This window comes from Gluconobacter sp. ESL1110, from assembly GCF_058107395.1.
This window is the reverse complement of the sequence record NZ_JBYLUK010000008.1, coordinates 392,223-408,112: the sequence shown is the minus strand read 5'-3', so window position 1 is coordinate 408,112 and position 15,890 is coordinate 392,223. Positions and strand designations below refer to the sequence as shown.

The 15,890-nt window shown below is 54.0% G+C and carries 9 protein-coding genes and 4 pseudogenes; 5 read left to right on the top strand and 8 right to left on the bottom strand.

All coding sequences use genetic code 11. The features are described from left to right. Window positions 1-180: 180 nt before the first annotated feature. A complete protein-coding gene (locus AC3B6F_RS10460) occupies window positions 181-1,110 on the bottom strand; it encodes a LysR family transcriptional regulator (RefSeq protein ID WP_489824306.1) in 930 nt (309 codons plus the stop codon). Window positions 1,111-1,211: 101 nt separating this feature from the next. On the opposite strand from AC3B6F_RS10460, the gene AC3B6F_RS10455 reads away from it, so the two are divergent. After that, complete coding sequence (locus AC3B6F_RS10455; protein ID WP_489824305.1) at window positions 1,212-2,903, top strand: alpha-keto acid decarboxylase family protein; 1,692 nt, start codon at window positions 1,212-1,214, stop codon at window positions 2,901-2,903. Between the two features lie 188 nt (window positions 2,904-3,091). Beyond that, complete coding sequence (locus tag AC3B6F_RS10450) at window positions 3,092-5,524, top strand: membrane-bound PQQ-dependent dehydrogenase, glucose/quinate/shikimate family (protein ID WP_489824304.1); 2,433 nt, start codon at window positions 3,092-3,094, stop codon at window positions 5,522-5,524. A 140-nt stretch (window positions 5,525-5,664) separates the two neighbouring features. Here AC3B6F_RS10450 and AC3B6F_RS10445 read toward each other — a convergent pair whose 3' ends face one another. From AC3B6F_RS10445 to AC3B6F_RS10435, 3 genes are read right to left on the bottom strand one after another with little or no spacing between them, the layout of a single operon-like run. Next, a complete protein-coding gene (locus AC3B6F_RS10445; protein ID WP_489824303.1) occupies window positions 5,665-7,170 on the bottom strand; it encodes an efflux transporter outer membrane subunit in 1,506 nt (501 codons plus the stop codon). An 8-nt stretch (window positions 7,171-7,178) separates the two neighbouring features. Continuing rightward, entirely contained in the window at window positions 7,179-8,255 is a 1,077-nt protein-coding gene (locus AC3B6F_RS10440) for an HlyD family secretion protein (RefSeq protein WP_489824302.1), read from the bottom strand. An 18-nt stretch (window positions 8,256-8,273) separates the two neighbouring features. Next, window positions 8,274-9,938 carry an MFS transporter gene (locus AC3B6F_RS10435; RefSeq protein WP_489824301.1) on the bottom strand — a complete coding sequence of 555 codons (1,665 nt, stop codon included), beginning with the start codon at window positions 9,936-9,938 and terminating at the stop codon, window positions 8,274-8,276. Window positions 9,939-10,130: 192 nt separating this feature from the next. On the opposite strand from AC3B6F_RS10435, the pseudogene AC3B6F_RS10430 reads away from it, so the two are divergent. Then, window positions 10,131-11,066, top strand: a pseudogene (locus AC3B6F_RS10430) (LysR family transcriptional regulator); the annotation flags it as partial. Further along, a pseudogene (locus AC3B6F_RS10425) lies at window positions 11,061-11,181 on the top strand (IS5/IS1182 family transposase); the annotation flags it as partial. The pseudogenes AC3B6F_RS10430 and AC3B6F_RS10425, both read left to right, overlap by 6 nt. A gap of 18 nt (window positions 11,182-11,199) precedes the next feature. On the opposite strand, the pseudogene AC3B6F_RS10420 reads toward AC3B6F_RS10425, so the two are convergent. Continuing rightward, a pseudogene (locus AC3B6F_RS10420) lies at window positions 11,200-11,916 on the bottom strand (IS5 family transposase). Window positions 11,917-11,969: 53 nt separating this feature from the next. Here AC3B6F_RS10420 and AC3B6F_RS10415 point away from each other — a divergent pair. Next, window positions 11,970-12,260, top strand: a pseudogene (locus AC3B6F_RS10415) (transposase); the annotation flags it as partial. A gap of 20 nt (window positions 12,261-12,280) precedes the next feature. Here AC3B6F_RS10415 and AC3B6F_RS10410 read toward each other — a convergent pair. From AC3B6F_RS10410 to AC3B6F_RS10400, 3 genes are all read right to left on the bottom strand, one after another. Continuing rightward, the gene (locus tag AC3B6F_RS10410; protein WP_489824300.1) at window positions 12,281-13,738 is read right to left on the bottom strand and encodes a carbohydrate porin; all 1,458 of its coding nucleotides are present in this window, start codon (window positions 13,736-13,738) and stop codon (window positions 12,281-12,283) included. Further along, the gene (locus AC3B6F_RS10405) at window positions 13,735-14,145 is read right to left on the bottom strand and encodes a GlcG/HbpS family heme-binding protein (RefSeq protein ID WP_034881338.1); all 411 of its coding nucleotides are present in this window, start codon (window positions 14,143-14,145) and stop codon (window positions 13,735-13,737) included. The genes AC3B6F_RS10410 and AC3B6F_RS10405 overlap by 4 nt, the downstream gene beginning before the upstream one ends. A gap of 104 nt (window positions 14,146-14,249) precedes the next feature. After that, window positions 14,250-15,884: a GMC family oxidoreductase gene (locus AC3B6F_RS10400; protein ID WP_062018623.1), complete on the bottom strand. Its 1,635-nt coding sequence runs from the start codon at window positions 15,882-15,884 to the stop codon at window positions 14,250-14,252. Between the last annotated feature and the right edge of the window lie 6 nt (window positions 15,885-15,890).

Here is a 15,890-nt window from a genome sequence, read left to right as displayed (position 1 = left end):
TCCAATTTCTTTTTACTTAATCATCTGGTAACTAATTGGTTAATACTTCTCCATTTAGGATTGTACAGGATTTAATTTTCTGACGACGCCGCACTTGAAGGCGTTGGTCCTACCTCGTTAATTACGCTTCAGCAGGATGTGTGGAAAAATTCTCTGTTCGAGAAATCACGTGATGATCGTTTAAGGCACTGAAGCAGGTGCAGATGGGAGTGATGCGGTTGGCATTCGTCCAGCGAGTTCGCTGAGAAGATGGTGAAACCGTGCGCTCGGCCCTGAGAGTTCAGGCTGGCTGGAGGCTAGGGCGATAGAGGCGCGGGGCATGGGGCCGTCGATAGGATGGAATGTCGCGCCCTCAGCGTGGATTTGACTCAGATAGGCGGGAACAATCGAAACACCCATCCCGGCTGCCACCATGGGAACTGTTGCCGCAATCTGTGGAGTGGACTGACCCAACCGGGGTGTAAAGCCCGCTTTCTGGCATGCTGCGATGATAGCGTCATAAAAACCGGGGCCAAGTTCGCGTTTGAAAATCAGGAAAGGTTCGTTGGCCACGGCGGAAAGCGGGATACGATCCTGCTGCGAGAGGGGGTGGCCTTTGGGAATGGCCAGAACCGTGGGTTCATCAAACAGGGGGTGAAGGGTGATACGCGGATCCGGCGCTGGCGGACGGACGATGGCAATGTCCAGTCGGTGTTCATGCAAAGCTTCGCAGAGTGCAGGAGTATTGCTTTCGTCCAAAGTGATGACGATATCTGGCCAGCGTTCTCGAAACAGTCGGATAGCGCGCGGAATGAGGGGGAGGAGGGCGACCGCACCTGCCATACCAAGGCGCAGTCGCCCTTGCTCACCTCGTGCCAGCCCTCCTGCCAGTAAATAGAACTCGCGTTCCATTTCCAGAATATGTCGCGCCTTTGCCAGGAGGTGTATGCCCCCTTCCGTCAAGGTGGCACCCCGTCGGGAACGATGAAAGAGGGAGAGCCCCAGTTCTGTTTCCAGCGCTTTGATCTGCTGGCTGAGTGGTGGCTGCTCGATATGCAGAGCTTCGGCTGCACGGGTAAAACTCCCGTGATCCGCAATGGAGACGAAATAGCGTAAGTGGCGCAGGTCCATGATCCATATGTATCATGTATGGAAATGCATTCAACTATATATTGGACTTTATTCCGTATCCTGCCGAGAGTCGTGTCAGACATTCCTCAGAGGATATCGTGATGAGCTTTACTGTTGGACATTATCTTGCTGAACGGCTGACGCAGATCGGTTTGAAAGACCATTTTGCCGTAGCGGGAGATTACAACCTCGTCCTACTGGATCAGCTTCTCGAACATGGCGGCATGCGCCAGATCTACAGCTGTAATGAGCTGAACTGCAGCTTTTCTGCTGAAGGGTATGCGCGGGCCAAAGGGGCTGCTGCAGCTATCGTGACGTTCAGCGTCGGTGCCATTTCAGCCATGAACGGTCTTGGTGGATCTTATGCCGAGAACCTGCCTGTTATCGTGATTTCGGGCGCGCCCAATACGAATGACTATGGTTCGGGGCGCGTGCTGCATCATACGATCGGCACGACGGACTATAATTACCAGCTTGAAATGGTAAAGCATGTCACCTGCGCGGCTGAGAGCATCACGGATGCTGAATCAGCACCAGCCAAGATTGACCATGTCATCCGCACGGCTCTTCGTGAAAAGAAGCCTGCCTATCTGGAAATTTCCTGCAACGTGGCTGCGGCTCCCTGTGCTCGCCCTGGCCCGGTGGACTCCCTGCTGTCCTATCCGGCTCCGGACGATGCCAGTCTGAAAGCCGCTCTTAAGGAAGCGGAAGAATTCCTCAAGCAGCGTGAGAAGGTTGTTATCCTTGTTGGAAGCAAGCTTCGTGCGGCTGAAGCTCTTGAGGAAACCGTAGCTCTGGCGGACAAGCTGGGTTGTGCCGTTACAGTCATGAGTGCGGCTAAAAGCTTCTTCCCTGAGACGCACCCGGGTTTCCGTGGCGTTTACTGGGGTGAAGTCAGCAGCCCCGGTGCAGAAGCGGTCGTCAAAAGTGCAGATGGCGTCATTACGCTCGCACCTGTCTGGAACGACTATTCTTCCGTGGGTTGGAATGATCTGATCCGTGGTGAGAACGTCCTTGAGGTTAACCCGGACCGCGTAACGGTCAATGGCAAGACGTTTGAAGGCTTCCGTCTAAAGGAATTCGTGAAGGCTCTCACTGCAAAGGCTCCTCATAAGTCTGCATCCTTGACCGGACGCTATGAGCCTGTCGTTCTGCCAAAGGCTGAACCGTCTGCTCCACTGACGAATGACGAGATGACGCGTCAGATCAACGCTTTGGTGGATGGTAACACGACTCTTTTCGCCGAGACGGGCGATTCCTGGTTCAATGCGACCCGTATGCATCTGCCGGAAGGCGCGCGCGTTGAATCCGAGATGCAGTGGGGGCATATCGGCTGGTCCGTCCCGTCTGTTTTCGGGAACGCGGCAGGCTCGCCGGAGCGTCAGCACGTTCTGATGGTCGGTGATGGTTCGTTCCAGCTTACAGCTCAGGAAGTCGCACAGATGGTTCGGTATGAACTGCCGGTCATTATTTTCCTGATCAACAACTATGGTTATGTGATTGAAATCAAGATTCACGACGGGCCATATAACTATATCCAGAACTGGGACTACGCCGCACTTGTCAATGTCTTCAATGGTGGTGTTCCAGGTGAAGCAAGTGGCAAGTCGGGTCTGGGCCTGAAGGCTACGACGGGTGCAGAACTGGCGGAGGCTATTGAAAAAGCGAGAAAGAACACCCGTGGTCCAACTCTGATCGAGTGTAAACTTGATCGTACGGATTGCACGGATGCACTTGTCGCATGGGGTAAGCGCGTCGCTGCTGCTAACTCCCGGAAGCCACAGCGTAGCTGAAAGCACAAATCTGAGACGGAAAAACCAGAGCCTTTGCGGGCTCTGGTTTTTTTATGCCACTGGTGCTCGGTCTGGTCTGTCGGCATAAGGCAGGAACCACGGTTCCAGAGTGTCCATATGACGTTCTGCAGCGCAGAAATAGAAAATATTGTGGCGGATAGAAGGTCGCTCATGCGGAGTTTTTTGGTGTGAAGAATAATATTTCAGGAAAAGTCGGCGCCGATATACGCTCCGCATGTCGTATTCTGTTTGCGGCAGTTATCTTCTGTGTTGGCATTGCGCTTTTGGCTGGAGGGTTCCGGCTTATTCTTTTGGGCGGATCTCTTTATTATTGCGCCGCAGGTTTGGCGTATCTTGCCATTGGTAGTCTTATGTTTCTGCGGCAGCGTTTGGCGTTGCCTGCGACGGTTGCGGTTTTTCTCGCCACTTTGCTCTGGGCGTTGGCTGATACGCCGGAAATCGGTTACTGGGCGCTGTTGCCTCGTCTGACCGTTCCAGCAGTCCTGTGTGTTCTGGGACTATGGGGAACGGCGACACTTGCAGATGTTGGTTCCGGGGCTCGCAAGGGCAGCGTTATCGGTGGCGCGGGTCTTGTACTTGCTCTTCTCGTTACTGTGTTTGAAGCCTTTACACCGCATGGTGCCATCCACAATGAGAGCGATGTTGCGACACGCGCTAAAGATGTCGTGGCCAGTGATGATGTTCCGGATGACTGGGCGTATTTCGGTCGAAATGCACATGGAACACGTTATGTGCCGTATACGGCCATTACGCCTGAGAATGTTCGCCATCTAAAAGTTGCCTGGGTTTATCACACAGGGCGGCGCGTGACTGGGACTGGTACGGGCGTTGATGAAAATACGCCGCAGCAGATTGGTAATGTTCTTTATTCCTGCACCCCGGAAAATAAGGTTGCCGCGATTGAAGGCGATACGGGGCATGCTCTGTGGACGTTTGACCCACAGGCTCATTCCGCAGAGCATGTAAGCTGCCGTGGGGTAGGGTATTACGATACCGACAAAGATCTGATGCTGACAGCCGAGGAAAAATCTGTCGATCTGGAGGCGCCTTGCCGTCAGAGCGTCATTGTAAACACGGTCGATGCCCGTCTGATCGCTCTTGATGCACATACGGGAAAGCTGTGCCCGAAGTTTGGAAACAATGGCGTTGTTGATCTGAAGTCCCGCATGGGGCCGGTGGAAAACGGCAAACGGTATCATCCTACGGGTATTCCCGTCATCATGGGTCATACGACGGTGATTGGTGGCTGGGTGCGTGATATTGTGCATGGCGAACCTTCAGGGGCCGTGCGGGCATTTGATGTGCGGACGGGGGCTCAGACCTGGACATGGGATGTTGGTGATCCGGATAACGCCAATGCCACAGACCCTTCCAAGACCTATACGTTGGAAACACCAAATGTCTGGACCATTCCGACATATGACCGTGATCTGAACCTGGTCTATCTGCCGACGGGTGGTGGCCCGCCGGATTACTGGGGTGGTGATCGCGATGCAGTGAAAGAGAAGTTCGGCGCGGCGATCGTGGCGGTTGATGCTACGACTGGGCAGACAAAATGGTTGTTCCAGACAGTTCATCATGATGTCTGGGACTATGATATTCCGTCCCAGCCTGTTCTTTATGATGTGAGTAACGCCAAGGGTGAGAGAGTTCCTGCTCTGATCCAGACCACAAAGACGGGCAATATCTTTGTTGTTGATCGTCGGACCGGGAAGCCGGTGACAGATGTGGTCGAGAAAAGTGTTCCACTCCAAGGTGCGGCGGAAGGGGAGCATCTGGCCAGGACGCAGCCATTTTCTGTTGGGATGCCGGGTATCGGCAATAAGCCGCTTACGGAAAATTCAATGTGGGGCGTGAGCACGTTCGATCAGCTTTACTGCCGGATTATGTTCCGTAACTCTGTTTATGAAGGTCCGTTTACGCCACCTGGCGAGAAGCCCTATATTGAATATCCAAGTCTGCTTGGTGGGATGAACTGGGGCGGTATCGCTATTGATGAAGCCCGGGGTCTGATGTTCGTGAATGACATGCGCGTACCGCTGCGCATGATGCTTGTGAACGAAAAGAACGCTTCTCATTACACAATCTCGATGGATGAGGTTCCAGGATTCATGGGCACTTTGCGCCCGCAGGTGGCAGGCCCTTATCGTGGTGTTCGTATTGATATTCTTCAGTCGCCACTGGCTGTACCGTGTAATACGCCGCCATTTGGAACGATGAACGCCATTGATCTGCATACGAAGAAGCTGCTGTGGCAGGTTCCTCTTGGAACGGTGAAAGACACCGGCCCCATGGGTTTGAAGACGCATATGTCTGTACCAATGGGGCTGCCGACGCTGGGAGGTCCAACGGCTACGGCATCAGGTGTTCTGTTCTTCGCGGGGACGCAGGATTATTATTTAAGAGCGTTGAATTCATTGACTGGCAAAGAGCTGTGGAAGGCCCGGCTGCCAGCCGGGGCTCCGGCAGCACCTCTGGTGTTTCGCTCTCCGAAGAATGGCAAGGAATATGTCGTGATTTCGGCAGGAGGCATGAGCCACTCGCCAGATGTGAGCGATGAAATTATTGCTTACACGCTGCCTGACGGAGAAGGGGAATAACTATTTTATATTGACCCAAGGTATGATTACTTGGGTTAATTTCGATAAACGGTCTTGATCGTTATGAACAGGATGGAAGGTAGAAGCAAAGATCGCCTGTCTTCCATCCTGTTCTTTGGTATTACTTAGAGGATTATGGTTTAAAGCACTTTCTCCCATCCTCCTCCAAGAGCTCGATACAAATGCGCTACGGATTGAGCGACGTTTGCGCGGGCTTCAGAGAGTGCACTCCGGGTTGATAGAAGAGCACTTTGTGCTGTCAGGACATTTAGGAAGTCTCCAGCGCCCTGACTATATTGTAGTTGAGCAATATGAACGGCTGTCTCGTTCTCCGTGACACTTTCCTCCAGCCGCTTCTGACGCTCCTGAGCGGTGCTCAGATCGGTCATGGCGTCGTCGATTTCTTCCCAGGCATGCAGAATTGTTTTCTGAAGCGCGATCGCAGCTTCTTTTTGCTGGGCTTTACGAAGATGAAGCTGGCCTGTGAGCCGCCCCCCTTCAAAGAGAGGCAATGTCATGGTCGGGCCAAAGCCATACTGACGAGAGGCCCAAGACCCAAGTCCACTGAATTGGAGAGCCTGAATATCAAGGCTGCCAGAGAGGGTGATACGCGGATAAAAATCTGCAATGGCGACGCCGATACTGGCCGTCGCGGCATGGAGGCGTTCCTGTGCGGCACGAATATCCGGTCGCCGGTCTGCCAGTTGTGAGGGTAGGCCGGTCGGGATGATTGTGGGCACAGGCGGAATGGCGCCGGGCTTGCCGAGGGTGTTGGCCAAAGCACCTGGCTCACGAGCGACAAGGAAACTGAGGGCATTGATGAGATGCACTTCCTGACTTTTCAGAACAGGAAGGCGCGCCTCGAAGCTATGCATCTGCCCACGGGAATAGGCGACATCGAGTTTGGTCGCTGTTCCTTGAGTAAAGCGGAGATTTGTCAGATCAACGCTATGACGTGCGATCTCGATGCTCTGCTGTGTGATGGCGATCTGGGCCTGAATATTCCTTAGCGCGATATAATTCTGGGCTGTTTCCGCCATCAGGGAAACAAGCACATTACGCTGCATGTCTTCCGTGGCATGCATGGCTGCCGTAGCTGCTTCAACCTGCCGACGAACATGCCCCCAGAAATCCACTTCCCAGGACGCGCTCAGCCCATATTGTGGGAGATTAAAGGCGGGATTGCCCTTGGCGCCATCAGCTGCTGCAGGTCCGAAGCCCTGCGCTCCGCTAGCAATATCCCCCGGACTGGCCTGTTCAGTGGTTCCCAAAAGGCCGAGGATACCGTTAGTGCTGGCACGCTCGCGCGCATAGGACGCAGCCCCATCCAGTCGGGGCATCTGTGCCGCACTGGCAATGCGGCGCTCCGCCTGACTTTCAGCAAGGTTCAGGGTGGCCGTCCGCAGATCCAGATTGCTGCGGACCACTTCTGCTTCAAGCTGCGTCAGCACAGGGTCGTTGTAGAGGTGCCACCATTGCGGATTGAGGGCCGCTTCGGTTGGATGGTCTGTCGCTGGGGCGACACTCTCATGATAGTGCGCGGGCGAGTTGTCAGTCGGCTTATGATAGTCCGGTCCAACGGTGCAGGCGCTCAGAGCTGTGACGGACAGAAGAGTGGCTATTCGCGGCGATAGGAAAAGGCGCATGGACCGTCTCACTGCCAGGCGTAACGGTTGTCGCGGGCATGTGGTCCTTCCGGCTGTGAGGCCGTATCCACTTCCGCTTCAACAGACATGCCGACGCGAACCTTGGCTGCCAGAGGCTGTCCGGCATCGAATGTCAGCTTGACCGGCACACGCTGGACCACCTTTGTGAAGTTGCCTGTCGCATTATCCGGCTGGATCGCAGCGAAGGCGACGCCGGTCGCTGGGGCCAGACTGTCTACATGGGCATGGAGCGGATGGCCGGGGAAAGTATCGACCCAGATGGTAGCCCGCTGGCCTGTCTGCATCTTGGTGAGCTGGGTTTCTTGAAAATTGGCCAGCACATACGCTTTCTGAACGGGCACGACAGCCAGCAGACCTGAGCCCGGGTGAACATACGCGCCAATACGAACACCGCGCTCACCGACAATGCCGTCAACGGGTGCAGGGACGGTGCAGTAAGACAGGTTCAGTTCGGCCTGATGTTCGGCGCTTTGTGCTTTGAGCAGAGCACCCTGCGCACGCTGGATCTGTGCCTGAAGAACCGGGATCTGCTGCCGGGCGCTGTCAACGCCAGCCTTGTCCCGGGCGAGGGCTGCCATGGCTTCCCGGAGATGGGCATCGGCACCCTGCTGTTGTTCAAGGGTGCTGGCACCGCCTGCGGAAAGATTGTGATAGCGGGTAGCGTTCTGCTGGGCGAAGGCTAGACTGGCTTCGTCAGCCTTGACGGTATCGGATGCTGCGGCAATCAGGCTGCCCTGTCGGGTCAGCATCGCCTGAAGGTTGGTCACATCGCCTTCTGCGGCTGCCACGTCACCTTTGGCTGCTGCGAGAGCAGCGCGATAGTCGTCGTCTTCGATGTGGGCGAGTTCTTCGCCCGCGTGAACGGTTTCGTTGTCTTCTGCCAGGACGCGGTCGATCCGGCCCGAGACTTTGGGGGCAACGGTCGTGAAGTCAGCCGTGACATATGCGTCATTGGTTTTCTGATGAACGCCGTCACCTACGAAGAAACGATCGGCACTCCAGGCCAGTCCAGTCAGAACCACGACGGCACAGCCGGCGAGAAGAAGAGGCTTTCCATAAATCATGTCTGAGAGATCCGGATCTTAATGTGCGGGGGCGGACACTTGAGCCGCCGGAACAGGAGTGGAGACGGGGACGGGAGCAGGCTTGGGTGCCGGGCCTTTGCCGGGCGGATAGACGCGTTTTGGAAGAATGAAATTCAGAACGACGTAACCTGCGCACAGCACGGCAACGACCAGATAGATATCGGCCAGAGCGAGCACGACAGACTGTTCGTGCAGGTAGTCATGAAAGATTTCCAATGTGTTGCGGGAAACATGCGCCGTATCCGGGGAGGTATTCTGGATCGCGCTCTCAATCGGGTTTCCCATGCTGGACAGGGACGTCGCGTTATTGCCGGAGCGGTCCAGGAGCATGTTGGAATGATACTGCTCGCGCCGCCGAAGCAGGACTGCGAACAGGGCCGCAGCCACGGCATTGGCCATTCCTTTGAGCATGTTCACCATGCCGGAAATGAACGGACCGTCCGCCGGGCCAAGGGACATGGTTGCCAGCATCAGCACGGGAATGACCACCATGGGCTGTCCCACGATCTGGAGGCCCTGTAGAAGATAGAAATTATCCCGCACCCAGTCCGGCGTAAGCCAGGTTCCGAGGAATGCCGCCAGCCCGAGGCAGCTCATGCCGATGCCAAGCAGATAACGGCAGTCCACCGATCGCATGTTGCAAAGGGCCGCCGTCAGCGGAAGCATGATGAGCTGTGGCAGAGCCACCATCAGCGCGATAGGAGCTGTCTGAGACGGGCGGTATCCGCGCACTTCCGCCAGATACGTGGACGGAATTTCCATCATCAGACCGCAGATGACCAGAACGCCCACAAGGGTAAGCATGGACATCGCGATGTTCCGGTTCTTCCAGTACTGAAGGCGGAAGAACGGACTGTGATGGTGCCATTCGTGGAACAGGAAACCCACAAACAGCGCACCGCCCCAGAATGTCAGATGGGAAATGATCGGAGAACGGAACCAGTCTAGTCGATCGCCCTGATAAAGGACTGTGACCACGCACAGAATGGACGGCACACCGATGAAGAAGCCACGCCAGTTGAACTTCATGAACCGTTCGAGATGCACCGGGTCTCTGGGAAGGCCGTAAGCCATCATGGCGATGGCAACGGCGCTCAGGGGAATGACTTCCCAGTACAGCCAGTGCCAGCCGAAGTGCTCAAACCACAGGGCTTCCAGCGGACCACCAAGATTGGGGCCAAATGTCGCACTCATGGCGTACCCACCCACACCAAACACCTTGATGGGAGGTGGCAGATATTTAAGCATCACGGTCATGAGGACGGGTGGCAGACATCCCGCACTGAGACCCTGTGCCGCACGTAGAAAACACAGGGAAACCATGTCCGGCATGAAGGGCAGGGGAATGGACAGAAGAGCCAGAACTGCCGTCATGAAGATCGAAAAGCGGTAGATTGAGAACGTCATGTAGAACCATGGCGTGAAGGCCATGGCGGCAATGTTGAAGGCTTCGTAGGTCGAGATGAACCACGTGCCTTCATCACGGCCGATATGCATGGCGCCGCGGATGTCCGACAGGCCGATTTCGGTGATGTGTTCGTTAAACCCTGCGACATGCACGGCCAGCAACATACCCAGACACCCGATCAGGGTGCGTATTCCGAAAGGAGGCATGTAGGACGGTTGCGCGGGTGGTGCTGCGGTTTGTGAAGGTGATGCCATCAGCTGCTCTCTTGCTGTCTGAGCGCATCTATCGGGGTAACTCTGTGAGGAGAAAACCCTCACTTCGAACAGGTTAGGATTTCACTTTTTGGAAGGATGGCTGAGAAGTCTTTCATTTCTGTATGTTGGACTTCATCGTTCCTGTTTATGGTCACGGGAATGTTTGCCGTTATCTGAAGGAAGGAAAATGCCATGTCGGAAAAGCAGTCGCTCGGGCGTCGCTATGATCTGGATCTTTTGCGTTACCTTCAGGTTCTGGTGGAGGAACAGAGCGTTTCTCTTGCTGCGCGACGGCTTAAAGTCAGTGAGCCTGCCATGAGCCGGCACTTGGCCAAACTCAGAACTGTTTTCGGCGATCCAATCCTCGTTATGTCAGGTCGCAGGATGGTTGCGACAGCCTTTGCGAACCGTATCCGTGACAGAGTTCAGGTTTTGGTGCGTGAAGCGGACGATCTGTTAAGTGAAGGGGCAACTCTCAACCTGCAAGGAATGGCACCTCTGTTTACTATTCGTGCCAATGATCTTGTTGTTGGGGCGTTTGGGCGGGTTATTCTTCTGGCGCTCCGTCAGGACTGCCCGAACTGCCGAATTGTTTTTTCGCCTGAGTCCGAGGAAACGGCCAGTGAATCCCTAAGGGGAAACAGGATAGATCTTTATATTGGGGCTACAGATGATCTGCGCCCTGAAATTATGCGGAAAACTCTTTTTGAAACGAATTTCAATGCTCTGGTTAGAAAAAATCATCCAATATTCGACAGCGAAATTACGCCCAAGGAATTAGTAAAGTATGATCATGTTAGTGTATCACGAAAAGGGAAGCAGAATGGTCCTATTGATACCGTTTTAAAGGAGAGATACGGGTTATCTCGTAGAATTGCTTTGGTGGTTCCAACCTATTACTCTCTTATTGAATCCATGAAAGAAACGGATGTTATACTTCCTTTGCCGGAAATTGTGACTGATCGGTTGCCATTGAATTCACTAGGTTTGAAAACCTTTTCTTTTCCCTTTGATCTGCCTCCTGTTCGCGCGTTTCAGGCTTGGCATCCTCGTGTAGATGCTGATCCTCTTCATCGCTGGTTTAGAAACACGGTTTATTTCGCTATTCGTGAAGAGCAAGATCGACTGATCGAACGGACAAAGGGCGACATGAACACGAAGCTGTAATGTGTTCACCGATCAGAACGGACGACCGCTGAGCTTTTTCATGACTGCGGGACAGATCAGTGATTATACCGGTGCGGTGCCTTGCTAGGGCCTGTTAGGCCTTGATATGGTCTGCTGTAGCAGCGATGAGGATGACGTGGAGGAAAGATGTGGTGGTTTTCTCATATCGGGTTGCGACTGCCCGCTACTCCTTAAGCCTTGCCCACAGATTTTCGACCAGATGTCGGTGTTTGTAAGCTCATCTGGGACAGGCGACTTCTGGATCATTCTTCCTTGGTGGAATGACAGGGCGAGATCCTAGGTTCCAGAGATATTCACGGAATTTATGCGATGCATACCCACGGTCACAGACGACATAGGCTGATGGGTTTGGCCGGGCGACAGCGTGAAGGACAGTGCCCTGCCATGTCATCTGTAGTTACCAGACCTTCGTGCCAAAGCCTCTACATGAGCGGCCAAGCGCCTGAGGCACTCTCTGCATCGTCCTTTTTGGCGGCCTCGATCGCCTTGTGATGGGCAGGGGTCGTGCCCTCGAGAAAGATCATGTGGAGAGCCTGATCCCTGTCTTTGACCTTTTCAAAGAAGCGCTGCCATACTCCGAATTTCAACCATCGAATGAACAACTGTGCAGCAACCCACCAGGGACCAAACCCAGGCGGAAGGGCGCGCCATTTCGCGTCATTCTGATGTCCTCAGAAAATCGCGAAAATCGTTCGTCGAGGTTTTTTTGTGGCGTCTTCCCCTTCGGATGGACCTCCTAGATTAATGGCTCCCATACGGACCAGGCGGTATCGGAAAAGACAGACTGCATCACGCTCATCATACACAGCCATGCAGTCCGTTCCGTTATTCAAGGCATAAAAGGTCCTAGACAGCCTTCCTGCTGCACAATGGATGCCGGTAGACTAGGGTTATGATGCTGACTGGTTCAGGAGTGCCCTAGAGAAAAAAGGGATCAGGCTTTGCATCCTGGGATGGAAATCTCGCAGACAGTCGGTCAAATATGACACGAGAAAATACAAAAGATGCAGCCGCATCGAAATTATATTCGGAAGGTTCAAGGACTGGCGGCGGGTCACAACCCACTACGACAAATGCCCGAGCGTCTCCTTTTCAGCCATCTGCCTCGCCGCAACCATTATATTCTGGTTATGAGTCCTGAGCCTAACGATAGTTTAGAAGTTTGATGTTAACTGCCCACCAATAACCGCAGCATCTTTGAATGTCGTTGTGGCTCCCGGGCGTTGAAGATACTGAAAGTCGGCCTGTAAGGTTGTGCCGCGCATGATATGGGTGCTGTAAAATGCCTCGTAGACATTTTCCCAATTCTGTACCCCATAGACAGGGCCCCACTGATTAGCCAGAAAAGGAAGCCCAAGAGCCAGAGAGGATTCCTGCTGGAGGGAAACGGTGCGGCTCATGTCCATGTGTTGAAACATGATACCTGCCTGATCGCCACTGCGGTGCCAGGGCGTTCCACTCTCGACCGCGCCGATCCATTCATGGTCTCGCATGGCGACGAGATTGCCTTGCGCATATCCCACACCTCCAAGCAGAATAAGACCGTCCGTGATGCCTGGTCCGTTGCGAACCAGCATCTGATCGAACATAAACCAGGCAGATGTCATTCCAGCTTCATAGCGGCGTTCCAGTCCTGTAGCCTGAAAAGAATTTCCGTTGATGTCCTCATAGAGGTTGGGATAACGGGAGTTGTCGTACCAGGCACCGATCTTGTAATTTCCTCGGAGCTTGTTTTTGCCAAAAGAGGGCATCCAGCCGATTTCAATCTGTGAAGAGACTTTTCCCAGACCACTCTGTGCTAAAGCCCAGCCGGATATCCCACCATTGTAACTATGGGGAGAAACCGCGAAAACACCGCCCATGATGTAAGTTTCTTCTGTCGGCCGAAGACGCAGTACACCGCCAAGATTGCCTGAGGGCCAGTCTCGACCGCCTGGAACATATTTCCCGGGCGCGAAGTTACTGCAAACCGAAACGTTCATGAAAGAGCAGGCAACATAATCGAAAGCAAAGAAACTACCCGTTGGAATGTCACCTAATGACAGGATGATACGGTCATTCAGGAAAGACTTATCCGCATACATGGAAACAAGATGAGCCACGACATTGCCGCGGGCGCCATAGATCTGTTCCGGGTTGGTGACTGAATCCCCAAGCGTATGGCTGAAGCTTCGCCCATGACCGTTAATCACGAGAAGATGAGTCCAAAGACCCTTGATCCCCGCAAGCTGTTGCCAGTCTACGTCCAGTTCTGCTGCGACCTGCCCTGCAAGAACATTATCCCGTGTCCGGCCACCTGTTACATTGGCCATATATTCTTCGTTAAGGGCGACGTTCAGATACATGCCATGCTTGGTCAGCCATGTCTGCGCGCCTCCCCAGTCTCCGAAAAGATGCGGGTTTCCATACAGAGATGGAACCAACGGTCCTACCGCGAATGTGCCGACGCCTTCCATCGCGAAAGCGCGGGATTTGTAAAAGTCAGGCGTAGAGAGGTTTTGAGACGTTTCGCTCTGTGCGAACGCATGATGGCTGGAGCCAACACTCCCGAAAACCGCACACAGAAAAAAAACAGCCAGTTTTTTCCTGTGCATGTGACGTCGGGTTTTCATTCCGTGGTCTTTGCCTTTGAGGTCTGCAGGAATGCAGTGACTGCGGACTGAGCCAGATGAGCGTCAGTTTCGCCTTCGCCACCGCTGAGGCCAAGAGCCCCCACAAGTTCATTGTTCACCATGATCGGGTATCCTCCACCTGCGGGCAGAGCATTGGGGAGCGTGCTGATCATGTAATTCCCACTATTGAGGGCATGTTCCATGTCAGCAGTCGGGCGGGCGAAGGAAAGGGCTGTCTTGGCCTTACGGATCGCCAGTTCGATGCTCCCAAGTTGGGTACCATCCATTTTCTGAAAAGAGACAAGATTTCCGCCTGCATCGACAATAGCGATGGCGACGCGGTTATGACTGGCAGTTGCCAGTTTCTTGGCTTGGTCGATGAGAGTATTGGATGTTTCCAGATTCACGGTCAAATCCTTTGCTGATGCGAGACCAGTCAGACTTGCTGATACGATGAAAATACTTAGAAAAGCGCCAATAGCGTGGCGTTGAAACACTGTGTTCAAAAGACTTACCCCTGTTTCAGGTCATTGAGAATGGCATCTGCCGCGCGTAATGACAGTGCGGCCATTGTTAACGTTGAATTGACCGTACCGGACGCTGCCATGGTCGCGCCTGTTGCAAGGAACAGATTGGAATGATCATGGGTCCGGAGCCATTCATCGACCACTGAGTCCCGTGGATCGTGGCCCATGATAGTGCCACCGGTGATGTGGTTGTTGGGCGTAAAGTACGGAGTCATCTCGATTTCCGTACCGCCCATGGCTTTGGCGATATCCATCAGGCGTTGTCGTGAGATGGCAGCTGACTTCCGAACATACTCCCCAACATCGTAGGTGACTTCAGGATGTGGAATACCGAGAGCATCCTTATGGTCTTTGGAGAGAACAAGGCGGTTGTTGGGGTCCGGGAGGACTTCATGGTTGGCATAAATGTCCACACCATGTGCTGTGCGGCGGCGGATTTCTTCATCCAGCTTCTTGCCAACCAACCCCATGGACAGGGCTTTCATGCCAGCGCGGGAGTTCTGGGCCGTATTGTTGTAGCCGATCTGCGTGGCAGCATACTCCGAGCGGAAATCACCATCACGGAAGTTGGTGATGGAACTCATCTGGACTGAGCCTCCACCAGCCCAGATGGGCTCCGCAGACTGGAAGCTCATGCCGATGCCCGGATGGTCCATCATGTTCCGGCCAACAAGGTCTGATGAGTTGGCAATCCCATGAGGGTTTCGATCATTTGCCGCCAGAAGCAGCAGTTTCGGTGTTTCGATCCCGTTTGCGGCGATCACGAATGTTTTTGCAACGACGCGATGGGACTGCTTGTCGGGATCATAGAAGCTAATCGCTGTGATCCGGTTTTTTGCATCCGTTTCCATCGCATAGACGACAGCATTGGGGATAATTTTTGCGCCCAGCTTTTCCGCTTTTATTGCCGCGTATACGCCGTTGTACATCGCGCCAATCGGGCAAATTGGCATGCAGTTGTTGTTGCCACAGCATTGTGGTCGGCCATCATAAGGGCGGCTGTTCCGTGCCTGCGGAACAGGAGTGTTTGAGAAGCCGAGCTTGCTGACGATCTCCGTGAAAGTCCGGTCTCCATATCCGTAAGGCATGGAGGTCATCGGCCATGGATTTTGGCGAGGCGCAGACGGTGTAATCTCTTCGCCGTTTGGTCCCATCACGCCCATTTCGCACTCGGCCTCGTAATAGTAAGGCTCAAGTTCGTCGTAGCTCATGGCGTAATCGCGGCCCACGCCATATGTGGAATGCAGCTTGAAGTCGTTGGGTAGGTACCGCCAGCTTGAAGCCGCCCAGTGCCAGGTTGTACCCCCGACGCCTTTGATGATTCCCTGTTTGTAAGCCGTCCGGTCCGGGCCTTTGACAATCAGGTAGTTATTGTCTGGGAAGTAGTTGGTATGCGGAGCCCAAGGTACGCTGGGGTAAGGTGTTGCATAATCGTACTGGGACTTGTTGTCAGGCGGCATGTTCCGCCAGTTTTCTACGATCTGGGAGCGGTCCCGGCGGGGACCTGCATCCAGGAGCAGCACAGAAAGTCCGTTGCGGACAAGTTTGTGTGCGAGCAGGGAACCGCAAATGCCTGCTCCAATGATGACGACATCAGCCGAAAGCGTTTCATTAGACATAATTTT